The organism is Pseudarthrobacter sp. Hb11 (assembly GCF_059383655.1).
In genome coordinates this window covers 197,338-219,208 of the sequence record NZ_JBWZCM010000002.1, presented here as the reverse complement: position 1 = coordinate 219,208, position 21,871 = coordinate 197,338, and the positions used below count along the sequence as shown (strand labels likewise).

Annotated in this window: 19 protein-coding genes; 13 read left to right on the top strand and 6 right to left on the bottom strand. The window is 65.2% G+C overall.

Annotated features, from left to right (window positions below):
• Positions 1-43: 43 nt before the first annotated feature.
• The gene (locus AC50X7_RS04745) at positions 44-2,083 is read right to left on the bottom strand and encodes a TPM domain-containing protein (RefSeq protein WP_494977976.1); all 2,040 of its coding nucleotides are present in this window, start codon (positions 2,081-2,083) and stop codon (positions 44-46) included.
• A 285-nt stretch (positions 2,084-2,368) separates the two neighbouring features.
• On the opposite strand from AC50X7_RS04745, the gene AC50X7_RS04740 reads away from it, so the two are divergent.
• The 4 genes from AC50X7_RS04740 to AC50X7_RS04725 all read left to right on the top strand — a co-directional run bounded on the left by AC50X7_RS04740 (position 2,369) and on the right by AC50X7_RS04725 (position 6,885).
• Positions 2,369-4,060, top strand: coding sequence for a S1C family serine protease (locus AC50X7_RS04740; RefSeq protein ID WP_494977975.1), 1,692 nt, complete (start codon positions 2,369-2,371; stop codon positions 4,058-4,060).
• 273 nt (positions 4,061-4,333) lie between these two features.
• Positions 4,334-5,134 (top strand): electron transfer flavoprotein subunit beta/FixA family protein, encoded by an 801-nt coding sequence (locus tag AC50X7_RS04735; protein WP_494978246.1) that lies wholly within the window; start codon positions 4,334-4,336, stop codon positions 5,132-5,134.
• A 14-nt stretch (positions 5,135-5,148) separates the two neighbouring features.
• Positions 5,149-6,102 carry an electron transfer flavoprotein subunit alpha/FixB family protein gene (locus AC50X7_RS04730; protein ID WP_494977974.1) on the top strand — a complete coding sequence of 318 codons (954 nt, stop codon included), beginning with the start codon at positions 5,149-5,151 and terminating at the stop codon, positions 6,100-6,102.
• 3 nt (positions 6,103-6,105) lie between these two features.
• Positions 6,106-6,885 carry a PIG-L deacetylase family protein gene (locus AC50X7_RS04725; RefSeq protein WP_494977973.1) on the top strand — a complete coding sequence of 260 codons (780 nt, stop codon included), beginning with the start codon at positions 6,106-6,108 and terminating at the stop codon, positions 6,883-6,885.
• Positions 6,886-6,973: 88 nt separating this feature from the next.
• On the opposite strand, the gene AC50X7_RS04720 is transcribed toward AC50X7_RS04725, so the two are convergent.
• From AC50X7_RS04720 to AC50X7_RS04705, 4 genes are all read right to left on the bottom strand, one after another.
• Positions 6,974-7,828 carry an anti-sigma factor gene (locus tag AC50X7_RS04720; protein ID WP_494977972.1) on the bottom strand — a complete coding sequence of 285 codons (855 nt, stop codon included), beginning with the start codon at positions 7,826-7,828 and terminating at the stop codon, positions 6,974-6,976.
• Position 7,829: 1 nt separating this feature from the next.
• A complete protein-coding gene (gene sigK, locus AC50X7_RS04715) occupies positions 7,830-8,438 on the bottom strand; it encodes an ECF RNA polymerase sigma factor SigK (RefSeq protein WP_104042365.1) in 609 nt (202 codons plus the stop codon).
• 238 nt (positions 8,439-8,676) lie between these two features.
• Positions 8,677-9,144, bottom strand: coding sequence for a tRNA (cytidine(34)-2'-O)-methyltransferase (locus AC50X7_RS04710; RefSeq protein ID WP_494978245.1), 468 nt, complete (start codon positions 9,142-9,144; stop codon positions 8,677-8,679).
• A 22-nt stretch (positions 9,145-9,166) separates the two neighbouring features.
• Entirely contained in the window at positions 9,167-10,111 is a 945-nt protein-coding gene (locus tag AC50X7_RS04705; protein ID WP_494977971.1) for a J domain-containing protein, read from the bottom strand.
• A gap of 342 nt (positions 10,112-10,453) precedes the next feature.
• On the opposite strand from AC50X7_RS04705, the gene AC50X7_RS04700 reads away from it, so the two are divergent.
• The 9 genes from AC50X7_RS04700 to AC50X7_RS04660 all read left to right on the top strand — a co-directional run bounded on the left by AC50X7_RS04700 (position 10,454) and on the right by AC50X7_RS04660 (position 21,089).
• A complete protein-coding gene (locus AC50X7_RS04700) occupies positions 10,454-11,119 on the top strand; it encodes a helix-turn-helix transcriptional regulator (RefSeq protein ID WP_494977970.1) in 666 nt (221 codons plus the stop codon).
• 54 nt (positions 11,120-11,173) lie between these two features.
• Positions 11,174-12,403, top strand: a complete 1,230-nt coding sequence (locus AC50X7_RS04695; RefSeq protein WP_494977969.1) for a cysteine desulfurase family protein — start codon at positions 11,174-11,176, stop codon at positions 12,401-12,403.
• A 132-nt stretch (positions 12,404-12,535) separates the two neighbouring features.
• Positions 12,536-13,675, top strand: coding sequence for a tRNA 2-thiouridine(34) synthase MnmA (gene mnmA, locus AC50X7_RS04690; RefSeq protein ID WP_494977968.1), 1,140 nt, complete (start codon positions 12,536-12,538; stop codon positions 13,673-13,675).
• A 245-nt stretch (positions 13,676-13,920) separates the two neighbouring features.
• Positions 13,921-15,552, top strand: a complete 1,632-nt coding sequence (locus tag AC50X7_RS04685; RefSeq protein ID WP_494977967.1) for an ABC transporter substrate-binding protein — start codon at positions 13,921-13,923, stop codon at positions 15,550-15,552.
• Between the two features lie 129 nt (positions 15,553-15,681).
• Positions 15,682-16,773 carry an ABC transporter permease gene (locus AC50X7_RS04680; protein ID WP_494977966.1) on the top strand — a complete coding sequence of 364 codons (1,092 nt, stop codon included), beginning with the start codon at positions 15,682-15,684 and terminating at the stop codon, positions 16,771-16,773.
• A 2-nt stretch (positions 16,774-16,775) separates the two neighbouring features.
• Positions 16,776-17,789: an ABC transporter permease gene (locus AC50X7_RS04675; RefSeq protein WP_494977965.1), complete on the top strand. Its 1,014-nt coding sequence runs from the start codon at positions 16,776-16,778 to the stop codon at positions 17,787-17,789.
• Positions 17,786-19,513 (top strand): ABC transporter ATP-binding protein, encoded by a 1,728-nt coding sequence (locus AC50X7_RS04670; protein WP_494977964.1) that lies wholly within the window; start codon positions 17,786-17,788, stop codon positions 19,511-19,513. The genes AC50X7_RS04675 and AC50X7_RS04670 overlap by 4 nt, the downstream gene beginning before the upstream one ends.
• A gap of 98 nt (positions 19,514-19,611) precedes the next feature.
• Positions 19,612-20,019: a chorismate mutase gene (locus tag AC50X7_RS04665; RefSeq protein WP_104042356.1), complete on the top strand. Its 408-nt coding sequence runs from the start codon at positions 19,612-19,614 to the stop codon at positions 20,017-20,019.
• A 35-nt stretch (positions 20,020-20,054) separates the two neighbouring features.
• A complete protein-coding gene (locus AC50X7_RS04660) occupies positions 20,055-21,089 on the top strand; it encodes a uroporphyrinogen decarboxylase/cobalamine-independent methonine synthase family protein (RefSeq protein ID WP_494978244.1) in 1,035 nt (344 codons plus the stop codon).
• A gap of 33 nt (positions 21,090-21,122) precedes the next feature.
• Here the strand turns inward: AC50X7_RS04660 and AC50X7_RS04655 are convergent, their stop codons facing one another.
• Entirely contained in the window at positions 21,123-21,836 is a 714-nt protein-coding gene (locus AC50X7_RS04655) for a DUF4166 domain-containing protein (protein ID WP_494977963.1), read from the bottom strand.
• Positions 21,837-21,871: the final 35 nt, after the last annotated feature.

Genomic DNA, 21,871 nt, shown 5'->3' with positions numbered 1-21,871 from the left:
TCAGACAGTGAAACCTTTTCGGGTGATGACGGGCGCAAAGCTGTTAGAAGCTTCCGGAGTCGCCTCCGCCGAAGTCCCCTCCGCCAAAGTCGCCGCCGCCGAAATCGCCGCCGCCCCCATCGCCGTGGCCGCCGCCCCAGCCGCCGCCACCGCCTCCGTTGAGAATGGAGTTGATGAGGATGCCGCCGAGAATAGCGCCGCCGAGTCCGCCGCCACCGCCTCCGCCGAACATACCGCCGCGGCCGTAACCCTGATTGGCGTAGCCATCAAAGTGGTCGACGTCCGCCTGGGCCAGCTGGGCTGCCTGGGCAGCCAGGGCGTGGGCCTGCTGGGCGTATGTCAGGGCGGTTACGGGATCGGTGCGGGCGATGGACAGCGCGTAGTCCAGGTTCCGCTGCGACTCCGCCAGACGTGTGCGGGCCTCTGTTCCCACGCCGCCGCGCCGGGCGGTGATGTAGTCGGAAGTGGCGCTAATCTGGGCCTGGGCAGACATGATGGTCTGCTGAAGTGATGCCTGGGCCCGCCGGGCCTGTTCCTGCTGGTCCCTCACACCACTGAGCGCCTGATCGAGCGACTGGTGGGCGGTCTCTACGCGTTGTAGGGTGGCGATCGGGTCGATTTTTCCGCCCTTGATTTCCGCCTTGACCTGGGCCAGTGCAGCTTCGACGGCGGCAACAGGGCCTGCAAGCTCCGAGTGCGCGCCGGACTGGATCATCGCCCTTGCCTGGGCAAGGTCCTGCGACGTGTCCACCACTGCCGCTTGGAGGCCGTTGCGGGCCTCGTCCAGGCTTGATGAGCGCTTTGAGATCGCATCCAGGAGTACGTTCGTCTGGTGCAGGCTCTCTTCCGCCGCGCGGACAGCTACGGCTGCGAGGCTTCCTTCATTTTCACCCAGTTTCTGTTCCGCCGTGGCGGAAGCGTTCTGAACGAAAGCCAGCCGCTCCTTCGCCTGCAGAATGTTGTCCGAGACCTGTGCCAGCGCGCTCTCGGCATACTTGCCCCGAAGCGCGGTGAGGGACTGCTCGGCGCTGGCGATTTTCGCATCGGCTTCCCGTGCTCCGGTGTTGACGGCCGCCAGTGCCCGCGGGGCGTTCTTTTCCAGTTCGCGGAGGGAATCGAAGTCCGCCTTCTGCTCCTGGAGCGACGCCAGCGCCGCTTCCGAGCGGCGGATGATCTCGCCCAGCCAGGAACGCTGCTGCTCTTCGGTGTCCGGAATGTGGTCGTCAAGCTGCTGCTGCAGCTTGAACGATTCCGTCATGTGGCCCTTGGCTTCGTCCAGTGCCTTGGTGAAATTGCCGACGGCGGAATCGCCATACTGCGCCTGGGCGAACATCAGTTCCTGCTCGCTGGACTTGATCGCGTCGTCCGCCTCGATGAGGAGGGAGCCACTCTTGCGGCGCAGCTCTTCGATGGTGTGTGAGGCCAACGGATCGACTTCGGCACCCTGCGGGCCGTAGCTCGCGCTGGACGCCTGGATGGCAGCCTTCTTGCGCTTATTGCGGAAGTACAGGTAGGCCCCGGCACCACCGGCAGCCACAACACCGGTTCCTACCAGGACCGCAGCACCGGCACCACTATCGGAAGGGACGTTGCCACTTCCTCCACTGGCGGCATCCCCGATCGCGGCTGCGGTGTCAATTGCTGCTTGGGCGAAATCGGGGTTTCCACCGGCCAGGTTGGCCGTAACCGCGTTCTGGCTTATGGCACCCTGCTTGGACTTGATGGGGCTGGCAGAGTTCAGGGCGAAGCTGAATTTGCCGTCATCTTTCGCTATCGCAAGGATGGCGTCTGACCTGCCCATGCCCTTCTTCTTGGCAGCGGCTGCGGCCCAGTCTGCCGGGACGGTTGGGTCTGTAAATCTGTCCACAGTCACAACATAGAGGTTGTACTTGTCATCCTTTAGAAGCTTCTGGATCGCCTCTTGGACTTCACCCTTGCGGCTCCCGAGGACATTCGCGTCGTCCACGATGTTTGTGCCGGGCGGAATGGTGACCGGCGGTTCTGCCCAGGCCGCGCCGGCGGGCACCGCCAGCAGGCCGGTCAGGCCGATCACGGCGAGAATACGTTTGAACTTTGACCGCATGTGCAACCCTTCAGCACGCCTGACACCGATTCGGGACGAACCGGTCGTCTCAGAATGCAGCAGCGCCCCCACGCATGTGTGTAGCCGCAGGTCGCTGTGGCAATCATCTTGATTCTATGGTGCACCCCACAGGCAGTCCATTGAGCCGAATATGCCACCAGCGAAACGGCGGAAATACTGCGAAAACGGGCGCTGGGAAAGCTCCAGCAAGCTCTCAGCAAACATCCGAGCTTGATACAGGCAAGGGGTCCATAGTTAATTCAGACGAGGATGAAAGGAAGTCCCATGACTGAGAACCAAACTCCCGGCGCCCCTCCCGAGAGCCGCGGCCCGGGCCGGCAGGATCCCTGGCAGCAGCACACCGCCCCTGCCGGGAACAGTGCCGGGGAGGCTCGGGACGCGGATGACACAGCAACCTCTGGCCCCGCGGCGGCGGCAGCAGCCAACGAGGAGCCCGGCACAAGCCAGTACCCCACTGAACGGCTGGATCAGCCGCTCTCGGGGGAAAACCCCACCCAGCAACTCCCCGGAACGCGCCCCGCTTACCCGCAGCGCCAACCGTACCCCCAGCACCAGCCCTTCTACGGGCAGTCCGCGTCCGACCAGAACAATTCCGGTCAGTCCGCGCAGGGCAGCCAGCCCGCACACCACGAACCCCACGGGCCCCAGCCCCACTATGGCTATTACGGCCAGGGCCAGCACAATGCCCAGCACACAGCCCCTGGCGGTTATGCACCCCTGGCTCCAAACCCGAAGGACGCTCCGCGCAGGAAGGCCTCTTTCGGCGTCGGTACCCTGGTAGCCAGCATCCTTGCGGCCGGCCTGGTGGGCGGCGGAGTAGCGACTGTTGGTGCCGGTGAGTTCTTTGACAGCTCCGGCTCCACAGCCGCTACCAGCAGCAACAGCCAGCCCGGAACCGTCATCGTCAATAACCAGGAAGATGTGAACGCCATAACGGCGGCCGCAGTGAAGGCATCACCCAGCGTGGTGACCATCAGCGCTTCCAGCGGCGGAGCCGGCGGCACAGGTTCAGGCATCATCCTGAACGACCAGGGCCACATCCTTACCAACACCCACGTCGTTACGCTCGATGGCCAGTCCGCCAATGCAGCGCTCGAAGTCCGGACCAGCGATGGCAGGGTGCTCACCGCCAAACTTGTTGGCACCGACCCGTTGTCAGACCTTGCTGTGATCAAGGTGGATAACGCCTCGGGCCTTACACCTGCCACTCTGGGCGACTCGGGAAAGCTCAACGTGGGCGACACCGCCATAGCCATCGGCTCGCCGCTGGGCCTGACGGGAACGGTAACTGACGGAATTGTTTCAACGCTGAACAGGACCATCAGCGTCGCCTCGGCCGCGGCCCCCGAAGAGGGAGACAACGCAGAGGGCGACGATGAGGGCGGGTTCCAGTTCGCGCCTCCGGGCGGCGGCCAAAGCCAGAAGAGTGCGGCCCAGAATGAAATCTCCATCAACGTGATCCAGACCGATGCTGCCATCAACCCCGGCAACTCGGGCGGTGCCCTGGTGAACAGCAGCGGCGAGATCATCGGCGTCAACGTGGCCATCGCCTCGGCCGGGTCGAACTCACTGTCCTCCTCGAGCGGCAACATCGGTGTGGGCTTCAGCATCCCCATCAACCATGCCAAGCGGGTTGCGCAGGAGATCATCGACACCGGAAAGGCGTCGCATGGACAGCTGGGCGTCAGCGTCAAAAAGAAGTCTGCTTCGAGTAGCGATTCCGGGTTCTCGGTAGGCGCGGAGGTTGCCACGCTTGAGCCAAATTCGGCTGCAGCGAAAGCCGGGATCAAGGTGGGCGATGTGATCACCAAGTTCAATGACCTCGCCATTGGTGAACCGGAGCAGTTGACCGCCGCAGTCCGGGAACAGCCTGCCGGATCCGGGGTCAAGATCACTGTCCTGCGCAACGGTGCCGAACAGACTTTGGACGTCACCCTCGGCGCGGCCGCCAGCTGACAGCAGGCCTTACCCCCCGGGCACAGGGGCTTAGGAAAAGTCCGACGGCGGCGTCCCCACTTTGGCGGGGACGCCGCCATCGTCATCTGCTTAAGACTTACGGCAAGCCAACAACGCCGGCGGCTGACACAGGCGTTAACGGAAACCGGCGCACGGGTGCGCCTATATGGTTAGCTAGGAGCTACCCGTATGCCGGGCATTCCGCGGCCATGACCCTACCCGGCTGGCTGTCCACAAGCATGGAAGGCTTCTGTCGATACAGTGGAAAAGACATTGAAGATCATCGTCCTGGTCAAGCATGTACCGGACGCCCAGTTCGACCGTCACCTCAACGGGGAGGGCAACACGACTGACCGTGACGAAAGCATCCTGTCGGAGCTGGACGAGTATGCCCTGGAGGCCGCACTGCAGCTGGCCGAGGCGCGCGGCGGCAGCAAGGCCGGCAACCAGGTCATCGCCCTGAGCATGGGTCCGGCCGGTGCGGTCAACTCCGTCAAGAAGTCCCTTCAGATGGGGGCCACTGAGGGCGTGCACCTGACCGATGCGGCCTTGGCAGGATCTGACGCTGCGGCCACCTCGCTGGCGCTTTCGGCAGCAGTCCGGTACCTGAACCAGGATGCACCGGTGGACCTGATCATCACCGGCATGGCCTCCACCGACGGCGAGACCTCCCTGGTGCCCGCGCAGCTCGCCGAACGCCTGGGCCTTCCCCAGGTAACGTTTGCCTCGTCCCTGGACGTGGACGGCGGACGGCTCGTGGCGCGCCGCGACGCGGACACAAGCTCAGAGACCGTAGAGGCCGCCCTCCCGGCGCTGGTCTCCGTGACGGACCAGATCAACGAGCCGCGGTACCCCAACTTCAAGGGCATCATCGCCGCCAAGCGCAAGACCATCACCACCCTGTCCCTCGCCGACATCGGCGTGGATCCTGCCCAGGTGGGCCACGCCGGCTCTTGGACCGCGGTGACCAACGCGGAGGAACGGCCGCCCCGGACCGCCGGAACCATCATCACCGACGAAGGCGACGCCGGCATCAAGCTGGTTGACTTCCTGGCCGCCCAGAAGCTGCTCTAAGAGGGAACACCGACATGGCAAAAGTACTTGTATTTATTGACAACCCCGGCGCCGCGCTCAAGAAGAGCAGCCTCGAGCTGCTGACCCTGGCACGGTCCCTCGGGGAAAGCGTCGTTGCCCTCAACGGGGAACTGCACAACGAGGTAACAGCTGCCTTCGGCGAGTACGGCGTCAGCGCCGTTCTCCGCCCCTCCGTGCAGGACTTGAACGATTACCTGGTCGCACCCAAGGCCGCCTACCTTGCCGCCGCAGCGCAAAGCACCGGAGCCACCATCGTGCTGCTGGACAATTCCCCGGAGGGCAAGGAAGTTGCCGCCCGCCTGGGAATCCGCCTCAACGCCGGCGTTATTACCGACGTCGTTGGCGTGGATGCCGACGGAACGGCCCACAAGTCCGTCCTCGCCGGTTCCTACAACACTGCCTGCAAAGCCACCACGCCCGTGTCCGTGCTGACCCTCAAGGCCAACAACGTGACTCCAGAGCCGGCGGCGGCACCCAGTGCGCCGGAGGTCGTCACGGTTGACGTTCCCGTTGGAAGCACCGATGCCGCCGCCCGGATCACCGCGCGCGAGCAGAAGGTGGCCAGCGGCCGCCCGGACCTGACCGACGCCCGCATCGTGGTGGCCGGCGGACGCGGCCTCGACGGCGACTTCGGACCCGTGGAAGAACTCGCAGACGCACTGGGAGCCGCTGTGGGAGCCTCACGTGCGGCAACCGACGCCGGCTGGATCAGCCATGACGCCCAGGTGGGGCAGACCGGCAAGACCGTTTCGCCGCAGCTGTACATCTCCGCCGGCATCTCCGGTGCCATCCAGCAGAAAGCCGGCATGCAGACGGCAAAGGTGATCGTCGCAGTGAACAAGGACGCCGAATCACCGGTGTTCGAGATCGCGGACTTTGGCATCGTCGGAGACCTCTTCGACGTCCTCCCGCAGGCCACGGCAGAGATCAAGAAGCGAAAAGGCTGATTATTGGCTGTCTTCGCTGCGCAGGCAGAAAGCCCGTTCAACCCGGCCACGGACCGGATTGGGCGGGTGCTCTGTTTTGCTGCCCACCCGGACGACATCGACTTCGGTGCTGCCGGCACCATCGCGGCCTGGACGGCGGCGGGTGTCCAGGTCAGCTACTGCATCATGACCGACGGCGACGCCGGCGGCTTTGAGCCGGCCCACCGGGCGGACATCATTGCCATGCGGGACGCTGAACAGCGCAAAGCCGCCGCTTTGGTGGGGGTTTCGGACATCCATTACCTCCACCAGCGCGACGGCTACCTCGAACCCTCGCACGAGGTGATGAGGGGAGTGGTGCAGCTCATCCGCGAACTGCGCCCCGACGTCGTGCTGGCCATGCATCCGGAACGGAACTGGCGCCGTATCCAAAAAAGCCACCCGGACCATCTTGCGGTGGGGGAGGCTGTGACCCGCGCTGTTTACCCTGCCTTGGAGAATCCGTTCGCCTACCCAGAACTGGCCGAGACCGGGCTGGAAGCGTACAAGCTTCCGTGGCTTTGGCTGTACGCCGGGCCGGACGAACGGGAAAACCACTTCGTAGATGTCACCGGGCACGTGGAGGCGAAGCTTGAAGCCATCCATGTCCACGTCAGCCAGCACCCGGATGTCGAGGCCATGGAAGCAACAGTGCGCCAGGGCATGCACGCCAATGCTGCGCGGGCCGGGCTCCCGGCCGGGCACAGCGCTGAAGCGTTCCATGTAGTGGCAGTCAACGGGCCCGGAACCATCGCGGGTTTCTAGGCAACTGCCTCTCGAACTCATAAAGGCGCCCTGCCGCCCTCCATCCGGAAGGCCGCAGGGCGCCTTTATGCTGCTCTGTTGGCCAGGGCTACGCGTTCAACGGCGCGGCAGCGACGGTAGGCATCGTGGGGGACTCGGAGCCGCCGACGGGCTCCACCGTGATCCCGAGTGCTGCGGCGGAGGAGATGCCCTCCACTACTGCGGGTTTGGACAGCGCCTCGGCGTCCATCAGCCCCTGCGAGACGGGTGCTGAACCGTCCTTGGGAATGAGCCACATCTGATAAACCTTGCCCTCGGGCGGGGCAGGAACGTCTTTCATCCTGACCACCACGGCGTCCTCGGACGAGGAAATCTGGACGGTGGCAGTGCCGCCGCCGGCCACGTCTACCGAGGCTTCCCGGAGGTCTCCTGCCCGGACCACCTGGTTCAGGGGGTCGTTCTGGTCCGCGAAGTAGGAACCGACGCCGACCCCGCCCAGGGCTATCGCTGCGGCCGCTGCGATCCCGGCGAGCCAGCGCCGGGCGCCGGTTGGACGCCGTCGTTCTTCCCGGCGCTGCCGCGCTTTGGCGAGCTCGTCACTGGAACCTGCGGCGGCAGACGTGAATGCGCCGGAAGGAGCGGGCGCGCCCGGATCCCGGCGCGCGTCCTGGGCCGGCAACTGGGCGACGATCCGGTCGAAAAGGTCAGCCGGTGGTTCCTCCTCCGCCTTGAAGGTGCGCGTGAGCGTTTCCCTCGATTGGCGGACACGTTCGTAGAAGGAGTCCCGTTCCGCTGCCGGTGCCGCTGAAATGTACTGATCTATGGCACTGCGTTCCTGTTCGGTCACTGCATCCAGTGCGTACAGCTCGGCCAAGTCAACGGCACGGCCCGAAGCGAGGTCAGCGGAGACGGTGTCGCCGAAGGCACCAGGGCGGCCGCTGCGTCCACTATTCATATCGGTCATTTCAACTCACCCCCAGACAGGTCTTCAAGCGGATCAGTCCGTCGCGGATGCGGGACTTTATGGTGGGAACTGCCGCGTTCAGGCGTTCTGCGACTTCCCGGTAGGTCAGTCCGCCGTAGTAGGCCAGGCGGACGGATTCCTGTTGCGTCTCGGTCAGCGTGCCAAGGCACCGGACCACGGCCTCCGCTTCGAGCCTGCTGCCCACTTCGTCCGAAACACTGTCGTGGTCGATGTCCTGGGTGCTGGCACCGTAACGGGCTTCACGGTCGGTGGCCGACTGTGCCGACCGGACCTTGTCAACCGCACGCCGGTGCGAGATGGTCATTAGCCAGGAGAGCGGGCTGCCGGCGGCCCTGTCGAACTTCGCCGCGTTTTGCCAGACCTGCAGGAATACTTCCTGCGTGGTGTCCTCACTGAGTTCGGCGTCGATGAGGACCCTGCGCGCCATGCCGTAGACGCGTCGGGACGTCAGCTGGTAAAACTCCGCGAAGGCGGCCCGGTCGCCTTGGGCTATCTGTTCAAGCAGCGCGGCAAGGCGGTGGCTGACGTCGGCCGGCGTGTCTGTCACGGTGGCCGGGGCCTCCGAATGAGGCGCGTTGGGAGTTTCCATCACTACCAAGCATAAGTCTCCAGGGGGTGAAACCTCAGCAGTCCCGCCGGGGAAGCGGTGGGCTGTCCTGGGAGCTGCCCCGAGAAGTGTCACCTGCCGCTCCTTGATCGCTGTGGATTGTTCTCACAAGTGATTCGGCACGGCAGCCGGGGTGGATGGGCCGGGCCCAAAAGTTTTACCCGCTTGGTTCCGTGGCCGCAGCAAAATGTGCCGCCCTGAAATCGAAGTCTGTGGGGTGTCAGATCCGCGCACCGGCGAAACCCTGCTGGCGCCATGCTTCGTAGACGGCGATGGAGGCGGCGTTGGCCAGGTTAAGCGAGCGCAGTGCGGGCAACATGGGCAGCCGTACGGTGGACGTGACGTGTGGATCCGTCTTCAGTTCCGGCGGCAGGCCTACCGATTCCCGGCCGAACATCAGCACGTCACCGGGCTGGTAGGCAATGTCCGTGTAGCTGGCACTTCCGTCAGAGGTGAACGCATACACGTGTTCCGGCTGGAGATGCTGCCAGGCCTCGTCCATGCTTCCGTGCACGGTGACCACCGCGAGGTCGTGGTAATCGAGGCCCGCCCGGCGGAGTTTCGCATCCGAGAAGTCGAAGCCCAAGGGCTCCACCAGGTGCAGCTCGGCGCCGGTGATGGCTGCCAGGCGGATGGCGTTTCCGGTATTGCCGGGGATTTCGGGGGCGTGGAAGAGGATGCGGAACACCATTCCATCCTAGTCAACGCGGTCAGTGCATGCCGCGCAGCAACCTGGCCAGGACCGGCACGTTGACGGTGTTGGGAGCCGGGCCGGACGCGAGGAACTCCTTCAGTCCCCGGACCATTCCGGCTGCGTTGACGATCCTGACGCTTTCCAGCGCACCGGCCGAGCGGCGGTGCTGGTCAATCACGGGCTCGTGAAGATTTCCGCCGGGGCTGTGCACCACGGTCCAGCCGGTGATGTTCAATTCCGGAAAAATGTCCTGCATCGCCCGTACTACGTGTGCCAGCTGCGGCGGGGCCACGGAGCGTCCGCCGTGATTGAGGGTCCTGCCGTCCCAGGCATACGCGCCCTTGGGCAAAAGCATGGAGCCGATCAGCGCCAGCCGGTAGCCGGAGAGCACGGCGTGGTCGATGTGGCTGTTGTCCGCCGGTGACTGGAGGCCATTGATGAGCCGCGCGGCCGGAATCGCGGGCAGCACTTGGCGGGTCAAGAGCTGGACTGTGCGCATCTCGCGCTGTATCCGCGCTTCGGCACCGAAGATCCCGCGCTTCCGCGGCATGCCGTGGACCTGCTGGCTGGCTTCTGCCAGGGGGATCAGGGGGACCAGGTCGCCGGCCGCAGGACTGTAGGGCGGAATGTAGACGGGAGGGTCCCCGGCAGTGTTGCGGCTGCCGCCGGTCCTGTGCACGGTGGCCGAAGCCCGGCTGCCTGCGGCCGGCGCATCAAAGTGCGGTTCCGAATCCGCTTTCTCCCCGGCGGTGCCTGCAGCGTAGGAGCGGTCGTAGGCTTTCCTGCGTTGTGGATCGATGAGGGTTTCGTAGGCGCTGGTTACCCGGCGAAAAGCTGCGGCGTCCCCGCCGTGGTCCGGGTGGGCCGTGCGGGCGGCGCGCCGGTAGGCCACCTTTATTTCCTTCTCGGTGGCGGTGACTGCCACGCGAAGCACCTGGTAGTGGGAGCTGCTCTCGGTCAAGCACTCATCCTTCTGTTGGTATGGCCAGTCCCCGGGGGCAGCCCTGTGGGCCCAGCATATCGGCCTTTGCCCTGACAACGATCGCGCCGGCTTGCAGGTTTCCCGGGCCCGGGTTGTTGGTGCCGGCGGCGTTTAGAGGCGTGAGAATGACAGCCCCGACGGCCGCTCTGGAGGCAGGACTTGCCCTAGGCGTAGTTCTCACGGACGTTGTGGAACAGCGTGGCGTGATGTAAAAGGCGAGGGCACCGGCCAGCACAGTCAAGCAGTGCCACATCGAAGAAGGGCAGCAGCAGGTTGACGAGGTCTATAATCAACGCATCTTGACTTTGGATGGGTGGGCAGATGAGCAGACTTTCCTGGGCGAACCGGATGGCGGCACTCGCCTCCCTTGGCGATGAAAAGCGCCTGCAACTCTTCGAGCTTGTGTCGGCCTCGCCCGGAGCTGTAGGCCGGGATGACGTGGCCGGTGCCACCGGAATTCCCAGAAGCACTGTCTCCTTCCATCTGGACCGGCTGGTGCAGGACGGCCTGCTGGCCGTTGAGTTCCACAAGCCGCCGGGGAAATCGGGGCCGGGCTCAGGCCGTCCCGCCAAGATGTACCGCCCCGTTGCAGGTGAGATCGGTGCCTCCGTGCCGGACCGGAACTACGACCTCGCCGGCGAACTGATGGCCGCGGCGATCGAAAGGTCCACAACAGAAGGTGAGCCCGTCGCCGAAGCCTTGCCTGCGGAGTCATTCCGTAAAGGGCGCTCCCAGGCTGTGGCCGCGGAAACCCTGGAGGACTTCCTGGTCCAGGCGGGCTACCGCCCGGAGCCGGATGGCGACGGCGGTTTCCTCCTGCCGAACTGCCCCTTCCACCGCCTTTCGGACAAGCATCCGGGCGTGGTCTGCACCATGAACGGTGCATTCCTCCGGGGCGCCGTAACCCGTTTCGACGCTTCAGCAGACCGCGTCGCGCCCGCAGACCTGCCCGGCCACTGCTGCGCCCGGATCATGCCTCCGGCCTGAGCGGCGCAGACCTGCGGCCGGGAGCCAGGAGGGCAAGGCGGCTAGAATTACAGGGTGCCCGTTTACCTCGACCATGCAGCCACCACGCCTCTTTCTCCCGAAGCGCTGGCTGCCCTAACGCGTGAACTTGCCCGGACCGGAAACCCGTCCTCCCTCCATGGCTCCGGCCGCAGGGCCCGCCGCGCCGTGGAGGATGCGCGGGAAGCCCTCGCCGCAGCGGCAGGCGCCCATCCTTCCGAGGTGATTTTCACTTCGGGCGGCACCGAGGCGGACAACCTTGCAGTCAAGGGCCTGTACTGGTCCCGGGCGGGCGAGAACCCGGCGCGACGGCGCGTCCTGTGCTCCGCCGTCGAACACCACGCAGTGATGGACACTGTGGAGTGGCTGGAACGGCACGAAGGCGCGGAGGTCACCTGGCTTCCGGTGGACGCCGACGGGACGGTGGATCTGGCCTTCCTGGAAGCTGAGCTTTCCCGCGACCCGGACACCATCGCCCTGGTGACCGTGATGTGGGCCAACAACGAGGTGGGTACCATCCAGCCCATCGCGCGCATAGTGGAACTGGCGCACGCCGCCGGTGTTCCCGTCCACTCCGACGCGGTCCAGGCCTTCGGGTCACTGCCCGTTGATTTTAAGGCGTCCGGCCTGGACGCCATGTCTGTCTCCGGGCACAAGATCGGGGGACCGGTAGGAGTCGGCGCGCTGCTGCTGGGACGGGCCGTGAAACTCACCCCGGTCCAGCACGGCGGCGGCCAGGAGCGCGACGTCCGCTCCGGCACGCTGGACACCGCCTCGATCGCGGCCTTCGCCGCGGCCGCCGAGACTGCAACTGCAAACCTCGGCCCGGAGTCCGCACGCATTGCAGCCCTTCGTGACCGCCTCATCGACGGCGTACAGGACCGGGTGCCGGAAGCGGTCCTGCGCGGCGCAGCGGGGGATGGGCGCCTCCCGGGCAATGCGCACTTCACCTTCCCCGGCTGCGAGGGGGATTCCCTGCTGTTCCTCCTGGACCTGGCAGGTGTGGAATCGTCCACCGGGTCAGCCTGCACCGCGGGTGTGCCTCGCCCCTCGCACGTGCTGCTCGCCATGGGACTGGATGAGGCAACGGCGCGCGGGGCCCAACGCTTCAGCCTGGGGCACTCCTCGAAAGCCGAGGATGTCGATGTGCTGCTGGCCGCTCTTCCCGATGCCTACTCGCGGGCACGGCAAGCAGGAATGGCCAGCCACGAGTCCTCCATCCAGACCGCCGGTACCGTGGCCCGCCAAGGTTTAGGCACCCGCTGACAGTGCCTCCGCCGCAGGCCGTAGACTAGATAGGCGAAGATCGTTTCCGGAAGCCTGCCTGCCTCCTTTGCTGCAGTCAAAGCCGGCCCGTAGCACCGGCCAGGCCGGAAACACCCCCAACAGAAAGCCAGTATGCGAGTTCTAGCAGCCATGAGCGGCGGAGTTGACTCCGCCGTCGCCGCCGCCCGCGCCGTCGAGGCGGGACACGACGTCGTCGGGGTCCACCTGGCGCTCTCCCGCATGCCCGGAACGCTGCGCACCGGAAGCCGGGGCTGCTGCACCATTGAGGACTCGCGGGACGCGTGGCGCGCCTGCGACGTCCTGGGCATTCCCTACTACGTGTGGGACTTCTCCGAACGCTTCAAAGAGGACGTCGTCCAGGACTTCATCGATGAATACGCTGCGGGCCGCACGCCCAACCCCTGCATGCGCTGCAACGAGCGGATCAAGTTCGCCGCGCTGCTGGAAAAGGCGATAGCCCTGGGCTTCGACGCCGTCTGCACCGGCCACTACGCGAAGGTGATCGAGGACGCCGACGGCAACCGCGAACTGCACCGCGCCGCCGACTGGGCCAAGGACCAGAGCTACGTCCTGGGTGTCCTGACCCACGAGCAGCTCAAGCACTCGATGTTTCCGCTGGCTGAAACTCCTTCCAAGGCTGAAGTGCGTGCAGAGGCCGAGCGCCGCGGCCTGTCGGTGGCCAATAAGCCCGACAGCCACGACATCTGCTTTATCCCTGACGGCGATACCGCCGGCTGGCTGGCTGAAAAAATCGACATGTCCACCGGCGACATCGTGGACGAAACAGGCGCCAAGGTAGGGGAGCACCCCGGTGCCAACGCCTTCACCGTGGGCCAGCGCCGCGGCCTCAAGCTGGGGACCCCCGCAGCCGACGGCAAGCCGCGGTTCGTCCTCGAGATCCGGCCCAAGGAGAACAAGGTGGTGGTGGGTCCGGAAGCCCTGCTGGCCATCGACGAAATTCGGGGCATCAAGGTGTCCTGGGCGGGACTGCCCATCGCCGAGGTGGAGACGGGCACGGAGTTCGACTGCTACGCCCAGGTCCGCGCGCACGGGGACCCAGTCCCCGCGACAGCGCACATGGAACCCGCCGAAGAGGGCGCGGGCACTGCCGCCGGTCAGTTGGTGGTCAGACTGACCACACCCTTGCGTGGCGTTGCCCCAGGGCAGACCGTTGTCCTCTATCAAGGCAGCAGGGTACTCGGCCAGGCAACCATCGACGCCGCCCGCTCACTCCAGCGCGCCGAGCTCTAAACCCGAAAAACCCAACGCCGCCCCGGATCCGCCGGGGCGGCGTTCTTCGTTGTGCGCCGGTAATGCGCGGTAAATGAGAGCCCCGCATCATTCAGGTAAATTTTGTGTCTCAACTCACTGAATGGTCCCGTCCGGGGGTTGACTCTCTGATTGAATCTACGCATCAGCACAGCGCGCTCCCGCCTCAGCAGAGGCACCCTACAAGGGTCGGCGGGGCGCGTATTCATCGAACAGAAAGTTCACAGATGACGAAGAGCAACAAGGCACTGCACGGCGCTATCGCGCTGGCAGGTATTTCCGCACTGGCACTGACTGCCTGCACGGGCCCCTCAGGCGGCGGCGGAACCTCGACCGGTGAAGCCGGCGGCGGTGCCATCACCTACGGAACCACGGACAAGGTTGTCACGCTGGATCCCGCCGGATCGTATGACGGCGGTTCGTTTATGGTGATGAACCAGATCTACCCCTTCCTGCTTAACTACAAGCCCGGTACCGCCGATGCCAGCCCCGATATCGCTGAGTCGGCCTCCTTCACCAGCCCCACCGAGTACACGGTGAAACTCAAGCCAAACCTGAAGTTCGCCAACGGCAACACCCTCGACTCCTCCGACGTCGTCTTCTCCTTCCAGCGCGTGAAGGCTATCGACGATCCCAACGGCCCCGCTTCGCTCCTCTCGAACATGGAGAAGATTGAGGCGACGGACGCCAACACCGTCGTGTTCACCCTCGCCGCCGGAAACGACCAGGTGTTCCCCGGCGTCCTCGCCTCCAACCCGGGACCGATTGTGGACGAGGAGGTCTTCCCGGCGGACAAGATCATGGACGACGACGCCATCATCGCCGCGAAGCCGTTCGCAGGCCAGTACACGATTGAAAGCTACAAAAAGAACGAACTGGTCAGCTTCAAGCCCAACCCGGACTACCAGGGGCTCCTGGGCGCGGCAGCCAACGACGGCGCCACGCTCAAGCACTACGCGGACCCGAACAACCTGAAGCTTGATGTGCAGCAGGGCAACATCGACGTCGCCGGCCGCATCCTCACTGCCACAGACGTCTCGGACCTGGAGAAGGATTCCAAGGTCAAGGTCCACAAGGGTCCGGGCGGTGAGCTCCGCTACATCGTGTTCAACTTCGACACCATGCCCTTCGGCGCGAAGACACCCGAGGCTGATGCCGCCAAGTCCCTGGCCGTCCGGCAGGCCGTCGCCCACCTCGTTGACCGCGACGTCATTGCTTCCCAGGTCTTCAAGAACACCTACACTCCCGTCTACTCCTACGTCCCCAAGGAATTCGAAGGAGCCACGGAGCCGCTGAAGAGCCTTTACGGGGACGGCAGCGGCAAGCCCAGCCTGGACAAGGCCAAGAAGGTCCTCGCGGACGCCGGCATCACCTCGGTGGTTGACCTCAAGCTGCAGTACACGGACCGGTACGGCACCTCCGCCGCAGACGAGTATGCCCTCGTGAAGGAACAGCTTGAGACGTCAGGTCTCTTCACAGTGGACCTCAAGTCAACGGAGTGGACCACCTACACCAAGGAGCGCCGGGCGGACGCCTACCCGGCCTACCAGCTTGGCTGGTTCCCTGACTACTCGGACGCGGACAACTACCTGACCCCGTTCTTCATTCCCGGCAACTTCCTCGGCAACCACTACGAGAACACGGCCGTGACGGACATCGTCAAGAAGCAGCTGGTGACCACGGACAAGGCGGAGCGGAGTGAACTGCTGGGCCAGGCCCAGGAAGCGATCGCCAAGGACCTCTCCACGCTGCCGCTGCTGCAGGGTGCCCAGGTGATGGTGGCGGGAACGGATGTCCAGGGAGTCGAAAAGACCCTGGACGCGTCGTTCAAGACCCGTCTTGGCGTGATGTCCAAGTAGGTCCAAGCGCCACCCGGTTATGACCGCACAGGGGGCGGGACGCCTGCTGGGCGTCCCGCCCCAGTGGGCTGGTCACGGCGCCGCCCTCCTGCTGGGCCGCAGCGCCGGAAACGACAACCTTAGGTACCCATGACAACACTCATAGACGCGCCCCCAAGCGACGCGGACAACCTTCTGCCGGCCACCAAGAAATCCTCCGGCGGGGGGCTGGGACAGTACATCCTGATCCGTTTCCTGCTGATCTTCCCCACGATCTTCATCCTCGTGACCATGGTCTTCTTCCTGATGAGGATCACCGGTGACCCCATCACTGCAGCCATGGGCGGACGGCTCCCCGCGGACCAGCTTCAGGAGCGGATTCAGGCCGCAGGCTACGACAGGCCCCTCCTGGTCCAGTACTTCGAATACCTCGGCCAACTGGCCACGGGCAACTTCGGCCGCACGCTCACGGACAACCGGGCCGTCGTCGAAATGCTCACCACCTATGGGTCAGCGACACTCGAGCTGACCATCAACGCACTGCTCGTCGCCCTCCTGGTAGGCATCCCCCTCGGCATGGTTGCCGCGCACCGCAGGGACAAGGCGCCCGACGCCGTCCTGCGGGTCTTCGCCATTCTTTGCTATGCCACCCCCGTGTTTTTCGCGGGCATGCTGCTCAAGCTCACCTTCGCTGTCTGGTTGGGCTGGCTCCCGGTGGCGGGCAGGGCCAAAACATCCAGCGAACTTGCCCTGACATCCCTCGAGGCCCCTACCGGGATCTACTGGCTGGACGCCCTTCGAAGCGGAAACATGGCGGCGCTCAGCGACGTCCTTGCCCACGCTGTGCTTCCCGCGGTGGCGCTTGGGCTCCTGACAGCAGGGATCTTCCTGCGCCTTGTCAGGACCAACGTGATTGGAACCCTGGGCAGGGATTACGTGGAGGCCGGCAGGTCCAGGGGAGTCAGCGAATACCGCCTGGTCACCAAGCACGCCTACAAGCCGGCCCTGATTCCCATCATCACCGTGATGGGGCTGCAGATCGCCGTGATGCTCGGCGGTGCGGTGCTCACGGAGAAGACCTTCGAGTGGAAGGGCCTGGGATTCCAGCTGGCCAACTACCTCACGGCGCGTGACTTCGTCGCCGTCCAGGGGATCGTGGTGCTGCTCGCCATCATCGTGGCCATGACCAACTTCATCGTGGACATCATCGCCGCGCTGATCGATCCCCGCGTGAGGTACTGACCATGAGCATCCCAGCAGTTCCCGTCCCCATGGAAAGTCCCCGGGCCCCCTGGTACCGGCGCCTTCCCGTCATCTCGCATTACAACAAGAGTGTCGGGCTCCAGCGCGGCATGCTGGTGGCGGGCCTGATCCTCACCGGCGCTTTTGTGTTGACGGCGATCTTTGCCCCGCTGCTCGCGCCCTACGGCTTCTCCCAGCTTTCCGACGCCGACGGCAACTTTCCCACGCAACAGGCCCCGGGCGGCAAGCACCTCCTCGGAACGACGGTAGGCGGCTACGACGTCCTTTCGCGGGTGATCTGGGGAGCGCAGACCGCAATCCTGGTGATCGTGGTCGCCGTGGCCATGTCCATCGTCGTGGGCGTCGTCCTTGGATTGGTCAGCGGCTACCTGGGCGGGTGGCTGGACCGGATCCTGGTGGTGATCGCCGACGCCGTGTATGCCTTTCCGTCGCTGCTGGTGGCCATCGTGATGGCCATCGTCATCAGCGGCGGCCAGTCCAGCCTCATCGGCGGCATCTTCGCCGCCGGCACAGCCATCACGTTGGTCTTCATTCCGCAGTATTTCCGCGTCATCAGGGCCGAGACCGTCAGGTTGAAGGCTGAGCCGTTCGTAGAGTCCGCCAAAGTGGTGGGTGCTTCCAACATCCGCATCATGAGCCGCCACATCTACCGCAACGCCACCCGCACCCTGCCGCTGATCTTCACGCTCAACGCCTCCGAGGCCATCCTCACCCTTGCCGGACTGGGATTCCTGGGTTTTGGCATCGAACCCAGCTCGGCCGCCGAATGGGGCTTCGACCTCAACAAGGCGCTCGCCGACACCACCTCCGGGATCTGGTGGACCGGCATGTTCCCGGGCCTCGCCATCGTCCTGACCGTGGTGGGCCTGACCCTGGTGGGCGAGAGCATCAACGACCTCAACGATCCGCGCCTGCGCGGACGCAAGAGCACAAGCGGCAACTCCCCGGCGCCGGTGGACACATCCGCCGTCGAGACAGCAGTGAGGGCATCATGACCGTCAACATCAATCCCTTGTCCGGCCGGCATTCCGGCGAAGGCCAGTCCGTCGGCGGCCGCCCAGTCCTCGACATCGATCACCTCCAGGTCACTTTTGCCACCGACGGCGGTCCTGTCCATGCAGTCAAGGACGTCAGCCTGGAGGTCAGGAAGGGAGAAGTGCTCGCGATCGTCGGGGAGTCCGGCTCCGGAAAAACGGTCACCGCCAAGACGATCCTCGGCCTGCTGCCGGAAACGGCCAGCAGCTTGGGGACAGTGGTGATCAACGGGGCTGATGTCATCAGCGTCAGTGCCGCCCGCCTCCGCCAAATCCGTGGCCGGGACGTGGCCATGGTTTTCCAGGAACCGTCCACAGCACTCAACCCGGTCTTCACCGTCGGCTGGCAGATTGCCGAAGGCATCCGCGCCCACGCGGGCGCCGGAGGGAAACGGGTTTCAGCGAAGGAAGCCAAGGCCCGGGCCATCGAGGCCCTCCGTAAGGTCGGCATCCCCGATCCGGAAAACCGCGTCAACTACTACCCGCACCAGTTCTCGGGCGGGCAAAAGCAGCGGGTGGTCATCGCCGCGGCGCTTGCACTGAATCCCGGCCTGATCGTCGCCGACGAACCCACCACCGCGCTGGACGTCACAGTCCAGGCCGAAATCCTGGAACTGCTCCGGGACCTGCGGGACAAGTACGGGACCTCCATCGTGCTCATCACGCACAATATGGGGGTGGTGGCAGACCTCGCAGACCGCGTGGTGGTGATGTATCAGGGAGACGTCGTCGAGGAAGCGCCCGCCCGCACCTTGTTTGCAGAACCGCGGCAGGACTACACGCGAAAGCTGCTGGCTGCGGTGCCCCACCTTGGACACAACTCCGCCTCGAAAGGGCTGACCGGCCGGGCGCACCAGGATGAGGAAGTCCTGGTGGAGGCCAGCAACCTGACCATCCAGTACCCCGGGAGGCTGGGAACGCCTGCATTCAAGGCCGTGGACGGGGTCAGCTTCACCCTGTCCAGGGGAGAAGTGTTCGGACTGGTGGGGGAGTCCGGCTCCGGAAAGACCACCATCGGGCGCGCCATCGCCGGCCTCAGCAGGACCACCGGCGGCAGCCTCCGCGTGCTGGGCTACGAGATGCTGAACCTCCGGGAACGCACCTTCAAGCCGCTCCGGAAGGACATCGGTTTCGTGTTCCAGGACCCGGCCGCCTCCTTCAACCCGCAACTGACCATCGGGGACTGCATCGCCGAACCCATGGTTATCCACACCAAGCCAAGCCCGGCGCAGGCGCGGAAACGCGTAGGCGAGCTGCTCGAATCAGTCCAGCTGCCGGCGTCGTACGCTGGACGGTACCCGCACGAACTGTCCGGCGGCCAGCGCCAGCGCGCGTCCCTGGCGCGGGCCCTCAGCCTGAATCCGCGGCTGCTGATAGCTGACGAGCCGACGTCGGCCCTGGACGTTTCGGTACAGGCGAAAGTCCTGGAGCTGTTCAAGGACATCCAGCAGGAGTTCGGCTTTGCCTGCCTCTTTATCAGCCATGACCTGGCCGTGGTGGACACGCTGTCCTCCTGGGTGGGCGTGCTGTACAAGGGCAGGCTGGTGGAGCAGGGGATCGGCAGCCAGGTGATGGGCAACCCCCAGCATGACTACACGCGGCGGCTCATCGCGTCCCTGCCCGTACCGGATCCGCAGGAACAGGCCAGGCGGCGTGAAGAACACCGGGCACTGCTAGGCATCTGACCGGTAGAGGTCCAAACCCCTGTTTAGCGCCGGTGAGCAATGCCGGCACCGGCGCTTAACACCCGGTCGATTCAGTTGCCCTCCCATAGACTTGAACCATGACGCAGCACAACCTTCACACTCCTGACTCCGATGACTTCGACCCCTCCGCCAGTTCGTTGGCCGGCCAGGTGGACAACTCGGTGATGGCTGAACTGCTGTCCATCCGCTCCAGCATCGACAACATCGATGCCACCTTGGTCTATCTCCTGGCCGAGCGCTTCAAGGCCACCCAGAAAGTGGGGTTCCTCAAGGCGGCCCACCGGCTGCCGGCCGGTGACCCGGGGCGTGAGGCGGCTCAGATCGCCCGGCTCCGCAGGCTGGCCGAAGACGCCCACCTGGATCCGGCGTTCGCGGAGAAGTTCCTCAATTTCATCATCGGCGAGGTCATCCGGCATCACGAGGCGATCGCTGAGGACCATGAGGCCGCCTCGGGACAGCACCCGCAGGCATCAGCACTCGCGTGAGCGCGGGTGAACAGCACCAAGCAGGTTCCGGTGCCATCCGCGGGAACGAGGCGCCGCCGCGGGAAGTAACCGCCACCGGGCTGGGCCCATGGCCGGGCGAGGTTCCGGTGGAAGCGGCAAAAATCATCCGGGGCGAGCTGGGCAGCCCCCACCTGCCGTTCCTCGCCGAACTGCCGGACCGGGGCGTCGGTTCAGATGCCCTGGGGCGCACTGCCAGCCTCCTGGAGGAGCTGGCGGTGGACGTCCAGCCTTTCGGTTGGCGCCTGGTGGACCGACCCGGCAAGGACTTCCGCCGCGCCGCCTCTGCCCTTGCCACTGACATCAACATCCTCGCTGACGTAGCCGGGGCCGAGGAAAAGCCTGCTGCCGAGGTCAAGGTCCAGCTGGTGGGTCCGCTCAGCCTGGCTGCCGGCCTCCACCTGCACAACGGCGAGCGCGCCCTGCTTGACTACGGCGCGCGGCGGGATCTGGCTGCCTCACTTGCTGCCGGCGTCGGGCCTTATCTTTCGCGGGTGTCCGCAGCTGTGCCCGGCGCCCGGCTGGTGGTACAGGTGGACGAGCCTGATATCGCGGCTGTCCTGGCCGGCACCATTCCCACCTCCAGCGGCTACCGCACCCTGCGTTCCGTGGCGGCCTCTGAAGCGCGCGAGTCCTGGCGGGTGGTACTGGATGCTTTGCGGGCCGCGGGCGCCGCTGAAATCGTTATAGCTGTTCCTGAAATTGAGGCGCCCTTCGAGCAGATCCTCGCGGCCGGAGCCGATGGTATTGCCGTTCCGCTGAAGGCACTGACCGCCCGGCAATGGGAGCAGTTGGCAGGTGCCGTGGAATCGGAAAAGCGTCTGTGGCTTGGCGCGCTGGACGTGGCAGGAAACTCCCTGCCCAGAGTGGCTGACTGCGTTGAGGCGGTGTGGCGCCCCTGGCGGCAGCTGGGCCTGGCGGCAACGGCCCTCAGCACCCTGCGCGTCACACCCTCTGCCGGGCTCGCCGGCAGTAGTCCGGCCCAGGCTAAGGCCGTCCTTGGACGCATTACCCAGCTCGCCGATGGGCTGAACCAGCTCGCGCAGGGCTAGCGCCGAGGACGAAGCGCCACCGCAGGCAGCTGCTCAGACCCGGTTTTCCCAACGGTCCGGCTGTGCGTACCGCGGCAGGAAGCTTTGTGCGGAGCTTCCGCCCGTGTAGGGGCGCAGCCTGTAGTCGAAGCTGCCGGCGTAGACCAGCACGAGGCCGATCTGGGGCTGGATCACCTTGACCTGGATGTGGTGCCGGCCGTTGCTGCCGTCGGCCGGGTCCCACCACTGTTCCGCGTAGGCTTTGGCATCCAAGGCGGCGGGAAGCGGAATGCGGAGGGGGCCAAGGAAAAGCCGGGAAGCTTCTGAAACGCCGCGGAGCCGTCCCTCCGGTGTCACTGTCAGGTTCAGATTTGTCACGAGCCGCCGGTACCGGCCTACGTAGTCGACCAGTTGGGGTGCCCCGTTCCCGCGGGTCACGCTGGTGGTGTCCTGAAAGATCCGGGTCCGCTCCGGGAAGCGGATTTCACGCCGGGCCGTCAGGCTGGAGCGGCCGAAGGGATCCTGGTGGGCATGGTTTTCGATACGGAACGGAATGTTCTCGCCGTACTCGGGAAAGAACGCTTCCTCCCCTCTGGTCAGCCGCAACAGGGGACGCAGCCAGTCCTGCCGGCAACCCACGACGTCGAACGTTCCCTCGCCCACGCCATACTTTCCGCTGCCCGGCGTCAATGTAAAGTACTGCTGCAGTTCGGGCTGCAGCCGGCGGAAGTCCGATCCCAGGGCCTGCTGATAGATCGGTACATTCATGGAGACCTCCTGGGGGCATCTGCAGGTAGATTGTG